The sequence below is a fragment of the Flavobacterium sp. W22_SRS_FK3 genome (genome assembly GCF_052113665.1).
Classification (GTDB): domain Bacteria; phylum Bacteroidota; class Bacteroidia; order Flavobacteriales; family Flavobacteriaceae; genus Flavobacterium.
In genome coordinates this window covers 101,521-121,534 of the sequence record NZ_JBGQOF010000001.1, presented here as the reverse complement: position 1 = coordinate 121,534, position 20,014 = coordinate 101,521, and the positions used below count along the sequence as shown (strand labels likewise).

Sequence of the window (20,014 nt, the reverse complement as noted above, 5' to 3'; positions counted from 1 at the left end):
TAAAGACGACTTATCACAAATTTATTTAGGGTAAACAATTGTTAAAATTACTTTTTAACAAGTTATAACGGATAAAAAACGAAAATCCGACAAAATTTAAAATTCTGTCGGATCTAATATTGCTAATGCCTTTATTTAGAAATCCCTATCTACATCAAAAGCCTCTAAATACTCTGCTACACGCTTCACAAAGCTTCCTCCTAAAGCACCATCCACCACTCTGTGGTCATATGAATGCGATAAAAACATCTTCTGACGAATTCCGATAAAATCACCTTCCGGTGTTTCAATAACTGCTGGTACTTTACGAATTGCTCCTAAGGCCAGTATTCCAACTTGTGGCTGATTGATAATTGGTGTCCCAAAAACACTTCCAAAAGTACCAACATTCGTGACAGTGTACGTTCCTCCCTGAGTATCATCTGGTTTCAGTTTTCCGGTTTTGGCGCGATTTGCCAAATCATTTACCGCTTTTGCCATCCCAACAAGGTTTAACTGATCTGCATTTTTAATAACAGGAACAATTAAGTTTCCATTTGGCAGAGCAGCAGCCATTCCTAAATTTATATTTTTCTTTTTAATGATATAGTCGCCTTCAACAGAAATATTGATTCCTGGAAAATCTTTTATTGCTTTTGCAACGGCTTCCATAAAAATTGGAGTATAGGTAAGTTTTTCACCTTCTCTTTTTTCGAAAGCTGTTTTAATCTTGTCTCTCCATTTTACAATATTTGTTACATCAACCTCGATAAACGACTGAACGTGTGCAGAAGTTTGAAGCGAAGCTACCATATACCCTGAGATCAGCTTGCGCATTCTGTCCATTTCAACGATTTCATTTTCTCCGTTTACAGAAACAGGAACTGCTTGCTGGCTTTTTTGAACCTCGGCTACCTGTTCTGACCCCTTTGGTGTTTGAACAACTGCTTGTGAAACTTCATCAGCACCTGATTGGCGATTATCAACATATGTTAAGATGTCTTCTTTTGTAACACGTCCCTCTTTTCCCGAACCTGCAATACTTTCTAATTCAGTAAGAGAAATCCCTTCTTCTTTAGCTATGTTTTTCACTAGGGGAGAAAAGAATTTATCCGAATTAGAGAAATCCTGCGGAGCTGTAACGGTTTCTTTTGCTGCTTCTATTGTTTTTTCAATTTCAGCCACCTCTGCAGGGGCTGCAATTTCTTCAGGAGATTTAACCTCTGACACATCAGCTCCTTCTGTTTCAATAATCGCTATAACTTGTCCAACCTGAACCAGATCATCTTTGCTAAATAATTGTTGAACCAAAACTCCTGACACTTCACTTGGCACTTCACTATCAACTTTATCAGTTGCAATTTCAAGTACTGCTTCGTCAGCTTCAATTTTGTCTCCCACTTCTTTCAACCAGTTTGTAATGGTTGCTTCAGCTACACTTTCTCCCATTTTTGGAAGTCTCAATTCAAATCTTGCCATATTATTAACCTAAAAGGTGATTTTGATTTTCAGATTGCGAAATTACTGAATATTTTATAAATAAATTACATAAAATATAATTTTTACTTAATTTTTACCATTTTACCACGTTCATTTTTAGAATCACTTCCAATAATAAAATGGGTACTTTTTGGTAAAATTTTAAAAGTAACACGCTTATGCTTTAAAGTTTCTAAGATTTCGATACATTTTTTAAAAGAAATATATTGATTATCCAAAATAACCTCAACTCTTTTATTCTTTGAAACGAGGCACGAATTTACCATTTTTTCTTTTTTTAAATCTAAAAAAGCAACTTTATTTTTTAAAACGGAACACAATTGTTCACACAAAATTTCATTTGAAGAAAAGAAAATATAGCTTTCAGGTAATGGATTTGCTTTGGGTTTCCCCTGTAACATTTTTACAACCGAAAAAAAGAGAATCCCGATTTTGATAACAACCAAAAAAAACAATGATTTCCTAAAATGCTTTTCATAAAAAAATTCCATTGCTTCCTGAAATCTTTTCATATATCTCCCATCCTTAACTGTACTTTCGCCTTTGTAATGTATGACTGAAGTTTCATGAAAATAATAGTTGTTCTTTTGTTTCTGCAAAACAGAATACGATAAATCAATATCATCAGCATACATAAAACAATCTTCATCAAAACCACCTATTTCTAAATACAAATCACGTTTCATTACCATAAAAGCACCTACCAGAATATCAACTTTTCCTGTTTGGTTTTCTTTTAGATGCTGTGCATAATACTGATTGAAAAGTCTTTGGTTTGGGAAAACTTTATACAATCCAAAAATTTTGGTAAAAGCTACCCATGGCGTAGGAATACCGCGTTTGCTTTCCGGCAAAAAATTACCTGTCCCGTCAATAAGTTTACAGCCTATAATTCCAAGATTGTCTTGTTTTTCGGCGAAAGCCAAAATTTTAGAAAATGTATCTTCTGAAACCACTGTATCCGGATTAAGAATGCAGATATACTTTCCTTTAGCTTGCTCTACTCCTAAATTATTTCCCTTAGGAAACCCTGAGTTTTCTTTATTTTGAATCAGCTTAACCTCCGGAAATCTGTTTTTCATCATCTGACAACTATCATCATCCGAATTATTATCAACTACAATAACTTCTCCATCAATTGCAGCAAGTGCTTCCTGAACACTTAACACACACTGTTCCAAAAAGTAACGTACATTATAATTAAGAATAATAACCGATAAATGCATGACTATTAAGTTGAAATATTTTTGGGGAAGTTAAAAATTTTCGATCAAACCTAAACGTAATGACCAATCGTTTTTACTGACACCAAAATCCAATGCCAAATTACTGTCGTTTTTTTTATTCCATTTAATGCGTATACCAGTTCCTACTGCCGGATGCCATTTGTTAAACTGATAGGTATCTAATTTAGAAACAGACAAAATATTGGTAAAAAAAACAGCACCAAAAAAACCATTCTTAGAAATATCGGTTCTATATTCTGTTTCAAAATACATGAGAGCATTACTTCTAAATCTATTTCGTGTAAAACCTCTCCCGGTTCTCCCATCACGATCCCATCCAATACTTGGTAAATCCAAATAATGAGGCTTACCATCAAAGGCTGACCAGTAAAAAGCCCTGTATGCAAAAACCTTATGTCTGGTTTTGCTAAATGAATGATATTTTCTCGCATCAAAGTAAATAGATTTCCATTTCTTATTTTCTACTCCGCTCGTATTGAATCTAAAATCTGTTTCAACATACAGTCCCTCCTCAGGATTTATATTGCTTTTTCTGGAATCAAATAAAGCCTGAACTGCAATTCCAAAGGAACTGGCATCAGTAAAATCACCGTTCATATATTTTGAATAATCAGTTTCAGTAACACTAGATGACTCTTCCCTTATATTTTGATAATTATCGAATAAAAAACCTAATCCTATTTGAAGGTTACCTTTTATTTTTCTGGTAACAAACTGATAAAAACGCCATTGCTGGTAATTCAATATTGACATTTCTTCATCAGTTGAATGATTTCCCAATCCATACGTGGGCTGTGGATAAATTAAAAATCGATAATCTCCAATAAAGTTCCATTCGTTATCTTTAGTATAAATATAGGACAGAACAGGAAATACATACTGATTGGTAAAACTAAAATAAGGAGCAAAGGAAACCTGAGACATTTTTGTGGTTTCAGACCCGCCTAAATAAAAGGTAGTTAAAAATGAAATCACTAATCCTGAATTAGAATTTACATTCGCCGGCGCAGGCAATAAGGAAAATGCAATTTTTTTATCTCCGCCTGTTTTTAGTGTATCTTTTTTATGATAGATTTTATAAATTACATCTAAAATATCCTCTTTTTCTACCTGAAAATTCTCATTCTGAGCATAACAAAAAGGCATTAAAAAGAAAAAAATCCAAATTTTAGAAAATTCATAAAGTAATTTCATGGGTTTGTAGTATATCTTCTTACAAATTTAAAGCTTTATAGACAATAACACCTTAACTACTAGTTAATTAAAAAAATACAAACCTAAAATCAAAAATGTATTATTCAAACAAAAATATTTTAAATCTTTTTGAAGCATTGCCAGCAATATTTCTGTCAATTTCTTTATTTTTGTCGTTATGTTATCATTCTTAAAACAAAAGCCTTACTTAAAAGATCTTTTATCCGGCGATTATATCGATATTCATTCTCATCTACTACCCGGAATTGACGATGGCGCAAAAACCATATCAGATACTGAAAGACTAATAAAATCATTTGAAAAAATAGGTGTTTCACAATTTATAACCACCCCACATATTAGTCATTATATTTGGAATAATTCGCCTCAGGCAATTCTGGACAAACATTCTGAAACCACTATATTATTATCTGAAAACAACATTCAAAAACCTTTTCAGGCCGCTGCAGAATACTTTATGGACGATTGGTTTGAAAAACACTTTAAAACTGAAAAACTTCTTACCTTAAAAGACAATTATGTATTAGTCGAAATGTCATATATAAATGCTCCTATACAATTACATAAAATTTTATTTGATCTGCAGGTTGCCGGATACATTCCGGTTTTAGCGCATCCGGAAAGATATTTGTTTTATCACAAAAATTTCACTGAATATGAAAGATTAAAAAAAGCAGGATGCCTGTTTCAGTTAAATTTATTGGCAGTTGTAGGTTATTATGGTGAAGAAATCACTAAAATTGCCGAAGAGCTTCTAAAAAAAGGAATGTATGATTTTGTGGGTACCGATGTACATCATGATAACCACATCTCAGCATTTGAAAAAAGAATAAAAGTAACTACAACTGATGCGCTAAAAAAAATAATAACTAACAATCAGTTTTTTAAATTCTAGTACTTAATTCTCGAAATATAATCTCATAAAAAAAGGTCCAAATTAATGTTGGACCTTTTGTTTTTATAAAAAATTGATTTATTTAACTTAGTTTTTTTTGAATTTATTAAACCAGGATTTTTTCTCTACTTTAACTCCATAACCATATCCATAACCATATCCTTTAGTCGAATCTGTATCATTAAGTACCAAACACATATTTGGTAATTTCTTCTCCCTGTAAAAAGTATTCGCAATAGCCAGCATACGCTTTTCTAAAACATTCGCACGCATTACGTACACAAAGGTATCCGCATTTTTAGCTATCAATACTGTATCTGCAACCAAACTTACTGGAGCAGTATCCACAATAATATAGTCATATTCCTTTTTTAATGTTTCAAAAAGTGTATCTACCTTTTTACTCATCAACAATTCAGCAGGATTTGGCGGAATTATGCCTGAAGGCAAAATGTAGAAATTTTCATAATCTTTATGCTTAATAATGTATTGGTTTATATCAGTATCATTTGATGACAGATAATTAGTTAATCCAACATTTGGCATCGCAAAATAATCCAAAAATTTTGGATTTCTAATATCCATTCCTATTAATAAAACTTTTCTCCCGGACAATGCGAATGTAGCCGCCAAATTTACAGATACCAATGTTTTTCCTTCAGCAGGAAAAGTAGAGGTCACAAAAATAGTTTTAGCCCTTCCGTCCGGAACACTTGTCAGCATAAATTCCAGATTCGTCCTGACAATCCGTATCGCTTCGGCAGAACTTGTCCTACTGTCTGTTTTAATTAATTCGTTAGCATTTTCAGATGTTGGAATATCTCCAATAAAAGGGATTTGGGTTTTACCTTCCAGATCCAGTCTGCTTTTGATTTTGGTATCCAATACATCATGTCCGTAAATAATTCCAAAGGGAATTAAAAGCCCCAACAACAATCCGGCAAGATAAATCATTTTTTTCTTTGGGCTGACCGGATTTTTATTTGCTTTTGCCGCATCTATAACCCTTGCATTGGGTTCAGTCGCTGCCAATGAAATAGCGGTTTCTTCCCGCTTTTGCAATAGATACAAATATAGTTCTTCTTTTACTTTTTGCTGTCTGGCAATTACCCTAAACTGGCGTTCCTGCACCGGAATTTTACCAATTTTGCTATTCAGCATATTTTCCTGACTTTTTAGATCACGGTTTTGAATTTGTAAAGTCGACTGCATTCTTTTTAGACTTGCGGCTACATTTGCCTTTAAAGAGGAGATTTGCTGGTCTAATTTTATTACCGAAGGATTCTCCGTAGTAGCCGATTTTAAAATCCGGTTGCGGTCCAGAACCAACTGATTATAAGTAGTAATCAAGCCTCCTGCATCTCCTGCATCAGCTATAATGTTGGTTGGCAATAAATCGGCATTGGTACTTTTTTTAATAAAATCCAGCAAAGACGAGACTACATTTAATTGAATTTCGGTTTCAACCCCTTTTTTATCATATTCGTTTGATCCTTCAATAAAAAGCCTAGCTTCTGATTCAATATCTGTTAACTGATTTGATTTTTTAAAACTTTCCACGTCCTGCTCTACGCCGTCTAATTCCTGAGTAATTAATGCCAGACGTTCAGCAATAAATTTAGACGTATTTTCAGAAATAAAATTTTTATCCTCAGCCGCATCTTGATTGTAAATTTGAATCATCTTATCCAGAAAATCTTCGGCCTTTTTTTGAACAGGATCTATTATAGATACATTAACGACACTACTGGTTTTACTTATAGGCTCTACTTTTAACCTGTTTCTAAAATTAGCCGTTACATACTCCAGAGGTTTGATTATAATCCTAATTGGTTTGTCTTTCCCAAAGTTATTTTTTTTGTAAAACGCTGTCTTTCCTATAATTAGCATCCCTAGACTTGTTGGTATTTTTTCGCCAAACTTGAATTGCTTTTTAGCAGATAAAATGACATTTTCAACAGCACCTTCATCAATTATTTCACTAGTTAAAGAGAAATTATCATTCGCTACTAAATCTAACCTTAAAGTTACATCAGCCTCATCAAATAACTCCGATTTATTTAAAAAATAAACATTCACAGGAGATCCTTCATAAATATCCCGATCTACTACATTTCCTTCAACTATCAGATTGACATTCAAATTGAGTTGTTTTACCGTAGACTCTATTAAGGTTCTTGATTTTAAAATTTCGATCTCATTATCCACATTATTTACAGAGCCCCCACCTATTCCTAAGTCAGAAAAGGCGGATAATTCTGACAGCATCCCTCCTTTTTTTTCATCTTTTACCAAAATTGAAGTACTCGCTTCATAACTTGGTGTCGTGTATCGTAAATACAAAAAAGCTAATACCAAACAAAGCACAACACTTAATGTAAACCATTTCCAGTGAATTATATATTTATCCAGCTGCTCCCGAAGATTCAATTCTTTTATCTCATCTTCTACTACCTCATTATAAAAATCCTGCATTTTTTTGTGTATAGTTTATAAGTTTTATTTAAAAAGTAAGACTGAAATTGTTATCAAAAGAGAAACAGCGGAAATAATAACAGACGTATTAGGTCCCACTGCCGATGCATTTACTTTTACATTATTAGGCTGTACATATACCACATCATTTTGTGCCAGGTAATAAAACGGGGAGTTTATAAAATCTGCCTTTGTTATATCTACTCTATTGTATGATTTAACACCATTCATCTCCCTTATAATCAAAATATTGTGTCTTTTACCGTAAATCGTTAAATCCTTAGCCATACTTAAAGCTTCGATTAACGTTACCCTTTCTGAAGCTACAGAATAGGTTCCAGGAACATTTACCTCACCTTGTAGCGAAATCTTAAAATTCGTAATTCGGAGGTTTATTATTGGGTTTTTAATATAAACTCCAACTTTATCTTTCAATAACTGGAGTACTTCTGTTCTGCTTAAGCCACCAACCTGGAGTTTTCCTAATACTGGAAATTCAATATTTCCACTTCTATCCACTAAATAAGACTGAATAGTCTGTTGGCCTGTGGCCAATTGCAAATTTGATGAATTTTGAGTTGAAATAGTACTCAAATTAAAAGGAATTGCAATTTCAGGATCTTCCGCAGAGACTATAATCATTAATAAATCATCCGGCTGAATTTTCACTTCATAGGAAGCTATATTTTGTGAGGTATTAATTGCATCAATATTCTGATAGTAGACAATATCTTTTTTAGAGGCACAGGAAAAAAATAAACCTAAAACTATAAAAAGTATGCTTTTATTTAAAAAACTGTAAGGGTTGAAATTCATTAGAATTGTTGATTTATGTCGCAAATATAAAGCAATAGCTTTAATATTTTATCCAATTAATTAATTCAGATTACACAACTAAACTAATTTTAGTTATTTGTAAGGTTAAATTACTACTTTTAAAATAAAATTACAAACTAAAAATAAATTAATAAGCATTTTCTTCTCCCTTAAATATATTGAGAACCGTTTTTATAATTATTTTTATATCTAATAAAATACTCCAATTTTCAATATACCAAATATCATACTCTACCCTGTTCTGCATATCGATTAACTCTCTCGTTTCGCCACGATATCCATTAACCTGAGCCCAGCCTGTAATGCCAGGTTTGGTATATTGTCGTACCAGATAATTGCTAATCAAATCCGTATATTGTTTCGTATGATTGACCATGTGCGGTCTTGGTCCCACTACTGACATATCCCCTAAAAAAACATTAATAAACTGGGGTAATTCGTCTATACTCGTTTTACGCATAAAGGCTCCAAACTTCGTAATGCGCTGATCCCCTTTGCCGGCCTGTACTTTGTCAGCTTGTTTGTTCACCCGCATGCTCCTGAATTTCCAACAAAAAAATGACTCGTTATCACGTCCTGAACGCTCCTGCTTAAAAAAAACAGGACCCTGAGATTCTATTTTAATTAAAATCATTATTATGGGAAACAACCATGGAAAAATTAATAACATCACACCAAGAGAGAATAAAATATCAAATGCTTTTTTTGATAATCTATTCACTGTGTATTCTAATGGTTCTGTTCGAAACATTAATACGGGTGTATTTTCATAAAATGAAATTTCGACCTTGCTTGACTTTGTATATAACTGAAAATCGGGAATAAACTTAATACGCACCATGTGGTGTTCGCAAATTTTTATCAATTTACTGATTACATCCACATTATCAATATGCAATGCCACATACATTTCATCTACTGCATGAGTAATGACATACTTTTCTACATCCTCAAACCCACCCAGTACCGGCGATGAAATAAAGGCAAAAGGATCCACTTTTTCATCAAAAAAACCCAAAAAACGATAGCCATAGGTTAAATCTTTTGACAATGTCTTACGAATTCTTTCTCCTGCATCGTTAGCCCCCACTATAATCACATTTTTAAAATTATATCCTTTTGCCCTAATGTATTTTAAAAGTTCCATGGATAAAAACCGCGAAAGCATTAACAAGCTAAAAAAACAGGCATAAAAATAAAGCAAACGTAGTCTCGATATTTGCGAATATTTTAAAAAAAGTACAAAAAAAGCAATTATCGCAATATGAAAAATAAATTTTTTAGTGGTACGTTTTAAAATAGATTCCAAAGGCTCAACTCGTACTATGCGATAGGAATCGTTACGAAGCAGCAGTACAATCCAAATTAAATTGGATAAAAAAGAAACCGTCTGTACTTCTTTTAGAAATAGTTTATCTAAATTGCCAAATCGTAGCCAGGCTGATAAAACTATAGAAAAATTTAAAAGTGTTACATCCCATACCACAAACAAAAGTTTAAAGTAACGGGAAAAACGATGACGTGATAAGGCATCTAAAATCTTCATAAAATTAAAAAAGTTTTTTTATTGTCTACCATTCGTTTTATTTATTTGTTTATATATTGCAGCAGAGCCAGTATTTTTTTTTGAAATACTACTTTTGCTCCTGATAATTGATGAAACTTATAGATGTTATAATCCTCAAGCAAAACTTCAAAAGCCCTTTTATAATTGGTACTCAAACCTCCCATTCTCATTTTTACGATATACGTATTGAGATAGGCTATATTTATTTTGTATTTGTATAAATATCTTAGTAGAAATTCCGTATCTGAAGCAATTTTAAAATCTAAATTATAGTTTCCATATTTTTCTATTATTGATTTTTTAATGTAAACTGTAGGATGCAAAGGCAGCCAGCCTGCTTTTATTCTTTTTAAACCATATTCGCCACCAATTCTGTTACGCACTATTTTTTGTTCTGCATCATTGGTCACATAAAGACCATCTCCATAAATAGCATCTGCATCAGGATTTTTGTGAAAAGCCTCCACTATTTTAGAAACTACTTTTGTGTCATAAAACACATCATCAGAATGCATTAAACCCACTATATCTCCTGTTGCCCGGCTTAATCCTTTGTTGATAGCATCGTACATGCCTTTATCGGGTTCTGAAATGTAGTTGGCAATTTTATCAGCATACGATTTAATGATATCCTTAGTCCCATCAGATGAATTGCCATCAATAACTATATATTCTATATCCGGATAATCCTGATCTAAAACACTATTTATTGATTGCTCAATAGTGTCTTTTCGATTGTAACAAACAGTAATAACGGAAACTTTCATAAATTATGATTTGCTAAGAAAATTATTTTATTTTATTTTTTTGACTCAGTAATTCTTTGCTTTTCAAAACAATAAAATACTCGTAAATCGATTGTAAAGTAGCATAAGTCAAGCCTGCACTTCCATCTAAAAATGCCCTTCTTACTATTACCATATATAACCATTTTATTAAAGGACGTCCCGGTAATTTGTAAAACAATCCTTTTTGATGGAATCTTTTTTCTGTAAAATCTTTACTAAACAGTGCTTTTCTAAAAGAAAAAGTGACACCGCTATCCAAATCTTTTACTCTTGTTAAAGCTTCCATATCGGCATAACTTAAATGACGCTGTATCCAAAATTTAAATCCCTTACTGAAAGGGTAATGATCTAAAAACCCTTCAATTTTATTAATTGGGCCATCAGGAATCGAAACCGGATTTACTAATCGTTCATATCTCATTTTATCCGGGCGAAAAAGCCGTAAATAAAAAGGAGACATTTGGGCATGTTTTAGCCATTTTCCATTCCATGCAAAATCTCTTCTCCTAAGTTCATAGGCAACAAATTCAGAGTCAACACCTGGCTTGAGTGCTTTTATTGCATTCAATAAAGATTCTGAAACCCTTTCATCTGCATCAATATAAAGTACCCAAGGGTATTTAAATTTTATATTAGCCAAACCCCAATTTTGATGTGCTGACCAATTATCAAAAACACGCTGTGTAACTGTAGCACCTACACTTTTAGCTATTACAACCGTTTGGTCATCACTAAAAGAATCGAAAACATGTATATCATCACTCCAAGCTATTGATGCTAGGCAATCTGGTAAATCTTGTTCTTCATTTTTAGTGAGTATTAGAATTGAAATCATAATTATGCAATATATAGATAATTTAAAAGAAATAATTTAACTAGTCAATATCCTGTTTTTAATAGATTTAGCGGGGTTTCCTGCAACAATTGTCCAAGGCTCGACATTTTTTACAACAACCGCTCTTGCGCCAACGATGGCTCCTTCGCAAATTACCGTGTTAGTCATTACAAATGCTTCTGCAGCAATCCATACAAAATCTTCTAAAATAATCTCTCCTGCCACAAAAGGAACATTTAATGAAGTTGTTTCGTGTGTTGCACTACATAAATATGCCCTTTGTGAAACTGTTACTTTATTCCCTATACGAGTTTTTCCCAAATGTAATTGTACTTGCGGACCTAATGTAGAATGTATTCCCATAACTAAATTCCTTGGGGATGGAATATAAGCAGATGCATATATGTTACAATATTTTCCAATTTTTGCTCCGAACACTTTTAATAAAAAGACCCTCCAGCCATTAAAAAAAGGCAGAGAAAAAGGTTTAAATAAAAATAAGGAAGTAATACGCCAAAGTAATCTATAAGCCTTATCAGATTTAGGTATTGTGTCAATATATTTTGGAATTTGATATTTCATAAATTATACTCATTGATTACAACAATTAATTGAAACATAAAGAATCAATTACTTGTTATTGGTTTGTTACGTACATTTTTTAAAACCTTACCGTTTAACATCTTTAAATGCAAAAACTCATCGTTAATAGATTCAAAACGCTTTCTCATAAAATTAGCAGGAACTCCTCCAACTATAATAAATGAATCTACATTTTTTGTAACAATAGAACCCGCAGCAATAATACTTCCATCTCCAATTTTTATTCCTGCCATAATAATACTATTTGCACCAACCCAAACATCCCTACCAATTATAGTTTTTTTTAAATTTGGTCTCCCCGAAAAAGTTGATGGTACACCTGGTATATTATAATTATGATCAGCTCCTATTATTTGTACATTTTGCGCCAACATAGTATATCTCCCTATTGAAACTCCAGGATAAATCAAACAATTATTTCCGACATAAGAATATTCTCCCGCCTCAAAATCTTTACTTATTTTACATTTCCCACCAATATTAAATGTTTTATGTACTTTTTTTAAACCATATACATATCTAATAAAGAGCCTTTTAAAAAACCTATATATTAGGGCTAATTCATTACTTTGTTTTAATTTAAAAATAATATTCATTTATATATTTTTAGCATTACACAACACTGATTCAAAAATTTTCAACTGGTAATCTGGGTTATAATAATCATCAATTACCTTATAACAATTAGAGACTAATGATTGGTCTTTAATAGGTTTTATTAACAACCAATTTTCAATCACACTTGCCAAATCTTCTAAATTATTATACTTATATAAGTCTCCATTTACTCCTCTACAAATAGATTCTACTTCTGGCATTTGTAAATTTAGATTGTCATGAGAAATAACAGGAGTACCATATGCTAAACTATGAATAGCTGTTAAGCCAATTTCTCCAGGAGTAACGCAAAGATCTGCGTACATCAACGCTTCACTATTAATTTTTTCGTCATATATAGCTCCTAAAAAAGAGACATTTTTTCTTAAATTATTATGATCAACGAGCATTTCAAGTCTTTGTCTTTCTTCACCATCGCCAATTATAAGAGTATTAAAAAAGTTTTTATTGTGTTTTAATTTAAGATAACTCTGCGCTTCAATTATCATGTCTAAGCGCTTAATAGAATTTAATCTTCCTATAAAAACAATTACTGGAGTATCCTTATCGTTAAAATATTTAAGTCTGTAATCACAAATGTCTTTTTTAGTAATAAGTTTTCTAAATTCAAGACTCTTTTCATAATCCAACGAATTATAGATTATATGAATATTCTCTTTAGGCTTAACCTTATACCGATTCAATACATTGTAAGCTCTTCTTCCGTATAAAAAAAAACCATTAGCTATTTTATAAAAGACAAATAATTTAAAGTAATCAACAAAAGTAATTCTATCCTTATAGACTCCGTGCATCCAATAATATACTCTTTTTCTTCTTAATCTTGCCACTATAGCAGCGAACCATGTAGAAATATGATATGGAGATCCTAAAAAAATGACAGAATCATAATCGCTCTTAAGCATTAAAGTAATTAATCCGGATTGCCAAAGCAGTTTTTTTTTAAAAAACCATGTGTTATTTAAAAAAAACCAGCGTAATCCGTTATTGTTTATTTTTTTTGAAGAAAAACTGGTGTCAATTTTCTTTATTTCAATTTCACTCACCGTTCCTGAATACAAAGAAAATTCGATTTTCTTCGATTTCATAAGTTTCGTAAAGACAGGTTGTCTGTAAGATGCCAAATAATGATAAACAATTATTGTTTTATCCATTGAAATTTTATGGTTTTAATTCAAAACAAAGAACTATATTCATTATAATTCTGATCTTTAATTGTTCTTATAATAAAATTTTAACTCTCTGATTTCAGTTTTTTGAAAAACTCTTTTTTGTAGTTTTTTTTTGTAAATTCAGTACAAAAGCTAAAAAAACTATAGGAACGTGTTTTATATATGCGTACGGGTTTCCAGAGCTAATAGATGACATAAAGTTGTATACACAAAGTAGAATTGCAAAAAGTACAACTATCGTATTTACCTTAAGATAACTTTTTATAGGAAAAACAAATATTAACAATATATAGAAAAACAAACCAAAAATACCCATATCTAAATAAGACTGCAAAAGAGGGTTATCAATCCATCGGGTCATATATCCAGCACCAAAAATATAATTAAAAAAACTGAAATTATTTTCAATATAATTATATGTCCATTCCCTGCTTCTATATCTGGAAATTGCAGATCCTGTAGTATCACTTATATCGGTATTCCCCAATATGTTAAGCACACCACTATAGGATTCATATATAAATTTATCGATTGTTGTTTGTAAAGCCTCAACATTCATATATGCCACAATAAAAACAATGAACATCAATACCAGAATCTTAAAATATTTAAGAACTAAAAATTTATTAACAGAGCCAGTTCTATATAAATACAAAATTACTACAAGTATCGCAACTAATACTGGTGTTCTTTTAGTAGACATAAACAAAACATATATATCTAATACAAGGACAACCCATAATAAAATCTTAAGAAATCTATTTTTGAAACGTAAGCATACAGCACTCGAAAAATTAACTATTGCTCCATTTGATATTGTAAAGGCTTCAAGCGCATAGTCTTCCTGGTCCTGTCTTAATTGCCAAGCATCTTGTCCTGTTACAAGGCCTTTCCAGATAAAATAAGCCCCAAGACAAGTACATAAAGCCGAAATAAAAAAAGTAAATAAAATAATTTTTTCATAAGGAATGTCTTTTTGATTACTAGCTAACGCAAAAGTTAATGAAATAATATAAACATGAAAGCTTAAAAGTTGAGAAGTAAACCTATCCGAAAACAATCCATAAAACAGCATTAATAATTGGAAGGCAATCACTAGTGTAAACCATTTATTATATGATGGTAACTTCCCAAAAAATAAATTTTCATATGACACTATCAAAATTATCGATAAAAACATAAAAATAGGAGACCACTTAATAAAAGGAAATAGATAATTAAAATACATTCCTAACGGTACTCCAATAAGTGATAACGAAATACCTAAATATCTAAAAAATTCTATTTTTGTCATTAAAAAAATTAATTCAATAAATAAGAACAAAAAACTTCAACTGTATGCTGAGAAATAAATTTTGAGGATAATAACTCGTCATTAGTGTAATCTCCTATTTCTTCAATTCCCTTTGCAATATATAATGGAGTTGGCCTTTCTATTAGAACACCTAATTTATATTTTTTTATTATCTCTCCAATTAATCCTGATTCTGGCGCCAGTACACATTTATTAACAATAGCTGCATGCCCCATTATACCACTCGAAGCCTCAACATTTTTATATGGCATTAAAACTGCATATGATTGTAAAAAAAGTGATTTTAATCTTTCGTTTGAAACAAATGTATTATCAAAAACAATAGTAAAATGTTTGTTTTTTAAAACACTTACTTTTGATTTTATGCTATTTTCAATATTAGGTTTAGCTTTACCTACTATCAATATTGCATATTCTTTTATTTCTTTTTCTTTCAAAAAATCAATTGAATCAATAATCTCATATGTGCCTTTACGAGGATCTATAGATCCCGGATGTAATAATATTTTTTTATCTGTAGGAATATTATAATAATTATAAATCTGAAAACCTTCATCCTCTTTGTAAACGGGAATAGGATCTGGAAGCATTTTAAATATGCTCTTTTTAAATTCAAGATTCAAATAATTGACCGTCTTTTCATCATTTAAAATGAAAATAGTTGCTATTTTTGGATTGTAACCGTAATATTTAGTTGTTAAATATTTACGATAATATTTTATTTTATCTTTAAAAGTTGTTCTTTCCATCCTTAAAAACTGTAAAAACAAAATACCTTTTATTGTAAAAGATGGTCTTTTAAAAATTAATGCAAATTGAAAAATATTAAAATATAACAACCAAACATCTTTAACATTAAGTTTCCTTGCATATTCTTCTACCAGTGCCAACTCAAAAAAAGACCTTTTGACGAAGGACAACTTATTAATATAATTTACTTTTTCTTTTGGAATAAACTCCCAAATAATTGCGTCACATCCTTTGGCTTTATCAATAATTTCTGGAAACTCAATATTAAGCTGGTCGGAAACTATAAAATAAAAGATATCCTCAGAATTTAAACCCACTATATAGTCAACAAGATGTGAAATATATTCTGAGTGATGGCCAGAGATAGCGGAATCATATAATATCTTATTAATCATTTATGATTTTCTTTATAAATTTAGCAGGATTCCCTCCCCAAATTTCATCCTGAGGTATCGATTTTACGAGTACACTGCCAGATGCTACAATTGAACGTTTACCAATAGTAACTCCTTTAGAAATAATACTTCTGGTGCCAATAAAAACATCATCTTCTATAATTATTTCTGACGACTTTGCATTTATAGCATCTGTTGAAGGTTTTCTCCTTTTAACAAAATCTAAGGAATGCATGTCTGAATCAAATAATAAACAATCTGCACCTATTTTTACATTATTGCCAATCCTAATATTTGTCTTGGCCCAAAGTGACACATTGCTCATACCAACATTATTTCCTATTGTTATTTGGGCATCTTTATCAACCCTTATAGAAGATGATATATTTCTACCTAATGGATTCAACATAAGCCCACTAACAACCCTTAAATCATCTCCTAAAAAAAGCTTTCCATTTTTTTTTATTTGTATTGATATTGGACCGACTAATCTAACTTTACCAGTAGTTTCTATTCTCTTATTAAATCTACAAAATAATATATTATACATAATATAAAATTTATATCTAATTGATGAAATAAACTTAAACATGATAAACATCGTTAATTAATTTTTTAATATCGTGAAACTGCAGATAATTTTTTTTTAAAAAATCAATATCTTTATCCCACCACTTATATTTTTTTAAAAACATAACCTCATTCTCATTAAATCTAGATTTTATTTCTTTTGCAGGCACGCCACCAACTATAGAAAATGCTGCAACATCCTTTGTTACTACAGATCCAGAAGCAACTATTGCACCATCACCAATTATAACTCCACCGCGGATAATAACATTTGCTCCAATCCAGACATCATTACCTATTTCTGAGTGATGATATTCTTGAAAATGAGATTCTTTACTAAACAAGTATCCTAATCTGGAAGTATCACTATAAAACACAGGATGAACTGAAACAAAATCTTTTACTGGGTGCTCTCCTAATCCAATTTGAACATTTGGGCCAATGCAACAAAATTTTCCAACTTCACAATTATTAATATAACTATTTTTTGCAACATAAGAATAATCTCCAAAATTAGAATTTGTCACTATTGCATTTAATAGAAAATTATAATTCCCAAATTTACAGTTACTAATTTTTACATCTCCTGACAACTTTAAAGTTGGGTATTTTTTCTTTACTTTATAATTAATTATTTCATTTTTTATATTTAAGAATAAATTTTTAAACATAAATTTCAATACATCAAAAAACATATATTATTTTATTAAGATTTAATCTTTATAGTTGAATTTTTAATATAAAAAAGGAATTATTACATAACACCTATAATTTATAAAGGAATTGTATTCAAAAAATAGTCATAGATAATTTTATATATAGTCCACTTACAATACAATTATTTAAACTAACAACCCAAATTTCAAACATCTAAAACTAATTTCGAGACAAAGCAACTCATTATATCCTTATGCAATAACCTACTTGAATTTTAACAAATTACTAAAACCTGATTTGATTCTTCTTATCAGTTTCATTTTTAATAAAATTATAAGTTTTTTCATTGTGATATTATAATCATAATTAACCAAGGTATTTAATTCCTTATTTACCGATACATTTCGAGCTATGCTAGTATCGTATAAGAAAATATCACTCCCTGAATTCTCTAACAATATATTAACATCATGAGGCCTTAGATTGAGTCCATACTGTTCGATAACTCCAAAAGGTAAAGACTTTGTTGTTAACCAATATTTATTATTATTAAAATTTTTCTTGGTTCCATATAAATCCACACATAAATCTGTTACCCATTTTTTTTTTGAATTACTTAGATAACTTTCAATTTTTTGAAGTTCAAAATAAGAATCGTAACATACTGCTTCTTTTAACACTGGAAATCTTCCAATATTATCAGACATAATGTCAAGATTTACTTGATAGTCGTTATTTGAAAAATCTTTATTATGTGTTCCAACATCATTAAAATTAGTTGAAAAAGAGTGATAAGGATAAACAAAATACTTATTTGTTTCAGACAAATACTTGATGAAATACTTCAACCATGAACTCTTTGGCCAGCCTAATACAAATGATGGTAAATCAACTTCTTCATCTTTATCCCAAACTGATTTATCTTCATACCACTTCATAAAACCAAACCACATATCTTTTGACCAGCATTGTCCCCAAGATTGGGCAAATTGCAAAAAGAAAACATCAAAATTATTATGCAAAGGTTGAAACGGTCTATTATTATTAGGGTTTTTCTCGTGTTTGTAGAGAGATATTCCACCTATATAATCCTTATTTGCATAAAATGCTAAAGAGTTAACCGAATAATTATAATATTGTGGAGAAACGTATATATCATCTTCCAACATAATAATTGAATCATAATGGTTCACTAAATTTCCACAACTAATTACATGTTTCCTTAAACCTAAATTTTCTTTGTGTTCAATAATTTTTTTTTCTCCAAAAGGCCATTTAAATTCATTAGCTATTTTTACAACCTCTGTATGGTTGTCAGAATTCTGATAATCAATACTAATTACTAAAATTACATTTTCATTTTCATTATAACAGCCTTTACTAAGAGATGATAAAACTCGACTTAAAGAACGAGGTCTGTTAAATGTTATTACTACTATAGCAGGTTTTATCATTTGAAAATCTTTTATTTATAAAAACAATGAATCAACTTTTTTAGAAATATATTCAGAATTTTCCCGTTTTTTTTCGTTGAATTTTTTTAACCAAAATTCATTTTCATTAAATATCTTATTTAGTCTTTCAATATTTTTTTCAGATGGAAGCTGCCTGTCTAGAACAAGACCCTCTAAATCATTGTCTTCTAATATATTCCAAATTTTTTTATTATCAATTTTATCAATTACTGGTATTGCTAATGTATCTGTCAATAATGCTAACATAAACACATGTAATCTATTTGTTATTACAATTTTCGCATTGAAATACAAGTCAGGAGCTTCTTCAATATTTAAATTTTTATCAATAAATTCAATGTCAAACTCATCTTTAAAATAGTTAAAAATATATTCACTTGCGCTTCTGTCATATTCTACCTGATAAGATACATAAATCTTATAATCTTTCAGGTCACTATTTAATAGAATATCTTTTAGACTTTTTGTGATTTTTTCTATATACGCAGTATCATGATATTTTCCTGATGCATTAGAACGAAAGCTTAAAACAACGTAATCCTTTTTTTTAGATGCTATTTTGGGTTTATCCTTCCAACAGTAAGTCCATGCCAAGTCAGGAAAATAATTCAAATTACTGAAATTATAATTTTCAGCAATTTTTAAAGATTTTTTATCCCTAACCGCATAATAGAAATAAATCCATGAATTAAAAGACTCTACATAGCCATTAAAAAAATCAAAATTTCCCAGAGAAACGCCTAATCTCAACACCTTAGCACCTCTTTTTTTTAGAGGAATTAATCTTTTTAAGGCGTACAAAGAAGATTTTATTGCCATCTTAATACCTACTTTGGAAAGATCACCAGGAACAAGAATTAGAAAATAACTATCTTTTCGTTTTTTATCAGTTAATCTCTCATCAAGATAATCAATAACATTTGATTTAGTAGAAACTGTAGATAATTGAACTACATTCTTGTCTAATAATTGATCTATAAAATCTTGCGGTTTATTAGCATCTTCTATATATACAACACCTTTACTTGATAATAAATTAATAAGTGCTTTATTGATTAATAAATCGCCTGTATTTTCGAATTGTGTATTTAAACTGTAAAAAAAATAGTTCATAAGTTTTT

18 protein-coding genes are annotated in these 20,014 nt (G+C 30.4%); 1 reads left to right on the top strand and 17 read right to left on the bottom strand.

The window, feature by feature from the left end; translation table 11 throughout:
- Positions 1-135 precede the first annotated feature (135 nt).
- The 3 genes from ACEN2I_RS00585 to ACEN2I_RS00575 all read right to left on the bottom strand — a co-directional run bounded on the left by ACEN2I_RS00585 (position 136) and on the right by ACEN2I_RS00575 (position 3,920).
- Positions 136-1,458 carry a dihydrolipoamide acetyltransferase family protein gene (locus tag ACEN2I_RS00585; protein ID WP_441764178.1) on the bottom strand — a complete coding sequence of 441 codons (1,323 nt, stop codon included), beginning with the start codon at positions 1,456-1,458 and terminating at the stop codon, positions 136-138.
- 83 nt (positions 1,459-1,541) lie between these two features.
- Positions 1,542-2,705 (bottom strand): glycosyltransferase family 2 protein, encoded by a 1,164-nt coding sequence (locus tag ACEN2I_RS00580; protein ID WP_441764177.1) that lies wholly within the window; start codon positions 2,703-2,705, stop codon positions 1,542-1,544.
- Positions 2,706-2,735: 30 nt separating this feature from the next.
- Positions 2,736-3,920 (bottom strand): hypothetical protein, encoded by a 1,185-nt coding sequence (locus tag ACEN2I_RS00575; RefSeq protein WP_441764176.1) that lies wholly within the window; start codon positions 3,918-3,920, stop codon positions 2,736-2,738.
- 178 nt (positions 3,921-4,098) lie between these two features.
- On the opposite strand from ACEN2I_RS00575, the gene ACEN2I_RS00570 reads away from it, so the two are divergent.
- Positions 4,099-4,836: a tyrosine-protein phosphatase gene (locus tag ACEN2I_RS00570; RefSeq protein ID WP_441764175.1), complete on the top strand. Its 738-nt coding sequence runs from the start codon at positions 4,099-4,101 to the stop codon at positions 4,834-4,836.
- Positions 4,837-4,923: 87 nt separating this feature from the next.
- Here the strand turns inward: ACEN2I_RS00570 and ACEN2I_RS00565 are convergent, their stop codons facing one another.
- From ACEN2I_RS00565 to ACEN2I_RS00500, 14 genes are all read right to left on the bottom strand, one after another.
- A complete protein-coding gene (locus ACEN2I_RS00565) occupies positions 4,924-7,311 on the bottom strand; it encodes a GumC family protein (protein ID WP_441764174.1) in 2,388 nt (795 codons plus the stop codon).
- Between the two features lie 24 nt (positions 7,312-7,335).
- Positions 7,336-8,127, bottom strand: a complete 792-nt coding sequence (locus ACEN2I_RS00560; RefSeq protein WP_441764173.1) for a polysaccharide biosynthesis/export family protein — start codon at positions 8,125-8,127, stop codon at positions 7,336-7,338.
- 148 nt (positions 8,128-8,275) lie between these two features.
- The gene (locus ACEN2I_RS00555) at positions 8,276-9,694 is read right to left on the bottom strand and encodes an undecaprenyl-phosphate glucose phosphotransferase (protein ID WP_441764172.1); all 1,419 of its coding nucleotides are present in this window, start codon (positions 9,692-9,694) and stop codon (positions 8,276-8,278) included.
- A 41-nt stretch (positions 9,695-9,735) separates the two neighbouring features.
- Positions 9,736-10,482: a glycosyltransferase family 2 protein gene (locus tag ACEN2I_RS00550; RefSeq protein ID WP_441764171.1), complete on the bottom strand. Its 747-nt coding sequence runs from the start codon at positions 10,480-10,482 to the stop codon at positions 9,736-9,738.
- A 22-nt stretch (positions 10,483-10,504) separates the two neighbouring features.
- Entirely contained in the window at positions 10,505-11,338 is an 834-nt protein-coding gene (locus ACEN2I_RS00545; RefSeq protein ID WP_441764170.1) for a glycosyltransferase family 2 protein, read from the bottom strand.
- Between the two features lie 36 nt (positions 11,339-11,374).
- Positions 11,375-11,920: a putative colanic acid biosynthesis acetyltransferase gene (locus ACEN2I_RS00540; protein ID WP_441764169.1), complete on the bottom strand. Its 546-nt coding sequence runs from the start codon at positions 11,918-11,920 to the stop codon at positions 11,375-11,377.
- Positions 11,921-11,964: 44 nt separating this feature from the next.
- Positions 11,965-12,537 (bottom strand): CatB-related O-acetyltransferase, encoded by a 573-nt coding sequence (locus ACEN2I_RS00535; protein WP_441764168.1) that lies wholly within the window; start codon positions 12,535-12,537, stop codon positions 11,965-11,967.
- A complete protein-coding gene (locus ACEN2I_RS00530) occupies positions 12,538-13,713 on the bottom strand; it encodes a glycosyltransferase family 4 protein (protein WP_441764167.1) in 1,176 nt (391 codons plus the stop codon).
- Between the two features lie 94 nt (positions 13,714-13,807).
- Positions 13,808-15,025 carry a hypothetical protein gene (locus tag ACEN2I_RS00525; protein ID WP_441764166.1) on the bottom strand — a complete coding sequence of 406 codons (1,218 nt, stop codon included), beginning with the start codon at positions 15,023-15,025 and terminating at the stop codon, positions 13,808-13,810.
- A gap of 8 nt (positions 15,026-15,033) precedes the next feature.
- On the bottom strand, positions 15,034-16,191 hold the full coding sequence (locus ACEN2I_RS00520) for a glycosyltransferase (RefSeq protein ID WP_441764165.1): 1,158 nt from the start codon (positions 16,189-16,191) through the stop codon (positions 15,034-15,036).
- A complete protein-coding gene (locus tag ACEN2I_RS00515; protein ID WP_441764164.1) occupies positions 16,184-16,741 on the bottom strand; it encodes an acyltransferase in 558 nt (185 codons plus the stop codon). The genes ACEN2I_RS00520 and ACEN2I_RS00515 overlap by 8 nt, the downstream gene beginning before the upstream one ends.
- Before the next feature lie 34 nt (positions 16,742-16,775).
- A complete protein-coding gene (locus tag ACEN2I_RS00510; RefSeq protein WP_441764163.1) occupies positions 16,776-17,456 on the bottom strand; it encodes a CatB-related O-acetyltransferase in 681 nt (226 codons plus the stop codon).
- Positions 17,457-17,681: 225 nt separating this feature from the next.
- Positions 17,682-18,872 carry a hypothetical protein gene (locus ACEN2I_RS00505; RefSeq protein WP_441764162.1) on the bottom strand — a complete coding sequence of 397 codons (1,191 nt, stop codon included), beginning with the start codon at positions 18,870-18,872 and terminating at the stop codon, positions 17,682-17,684.
- A gap of 15 nt (positions 18,873-18,887) precedes the next feature.
- Positions 18,888-20,006, bottom strand: a complete 1,119-nt coding sequence (locus ACEN2I_RS00500) for a polysaccharide pyruvyl transferase family protein (protein WP_441764161.1) — start codon at positions 20,004-20,006, stop codon at positions 18,888-18,890.
- Between the last annotated feature and the right edge of the window lie 8 nt (positions 20,007-20,014).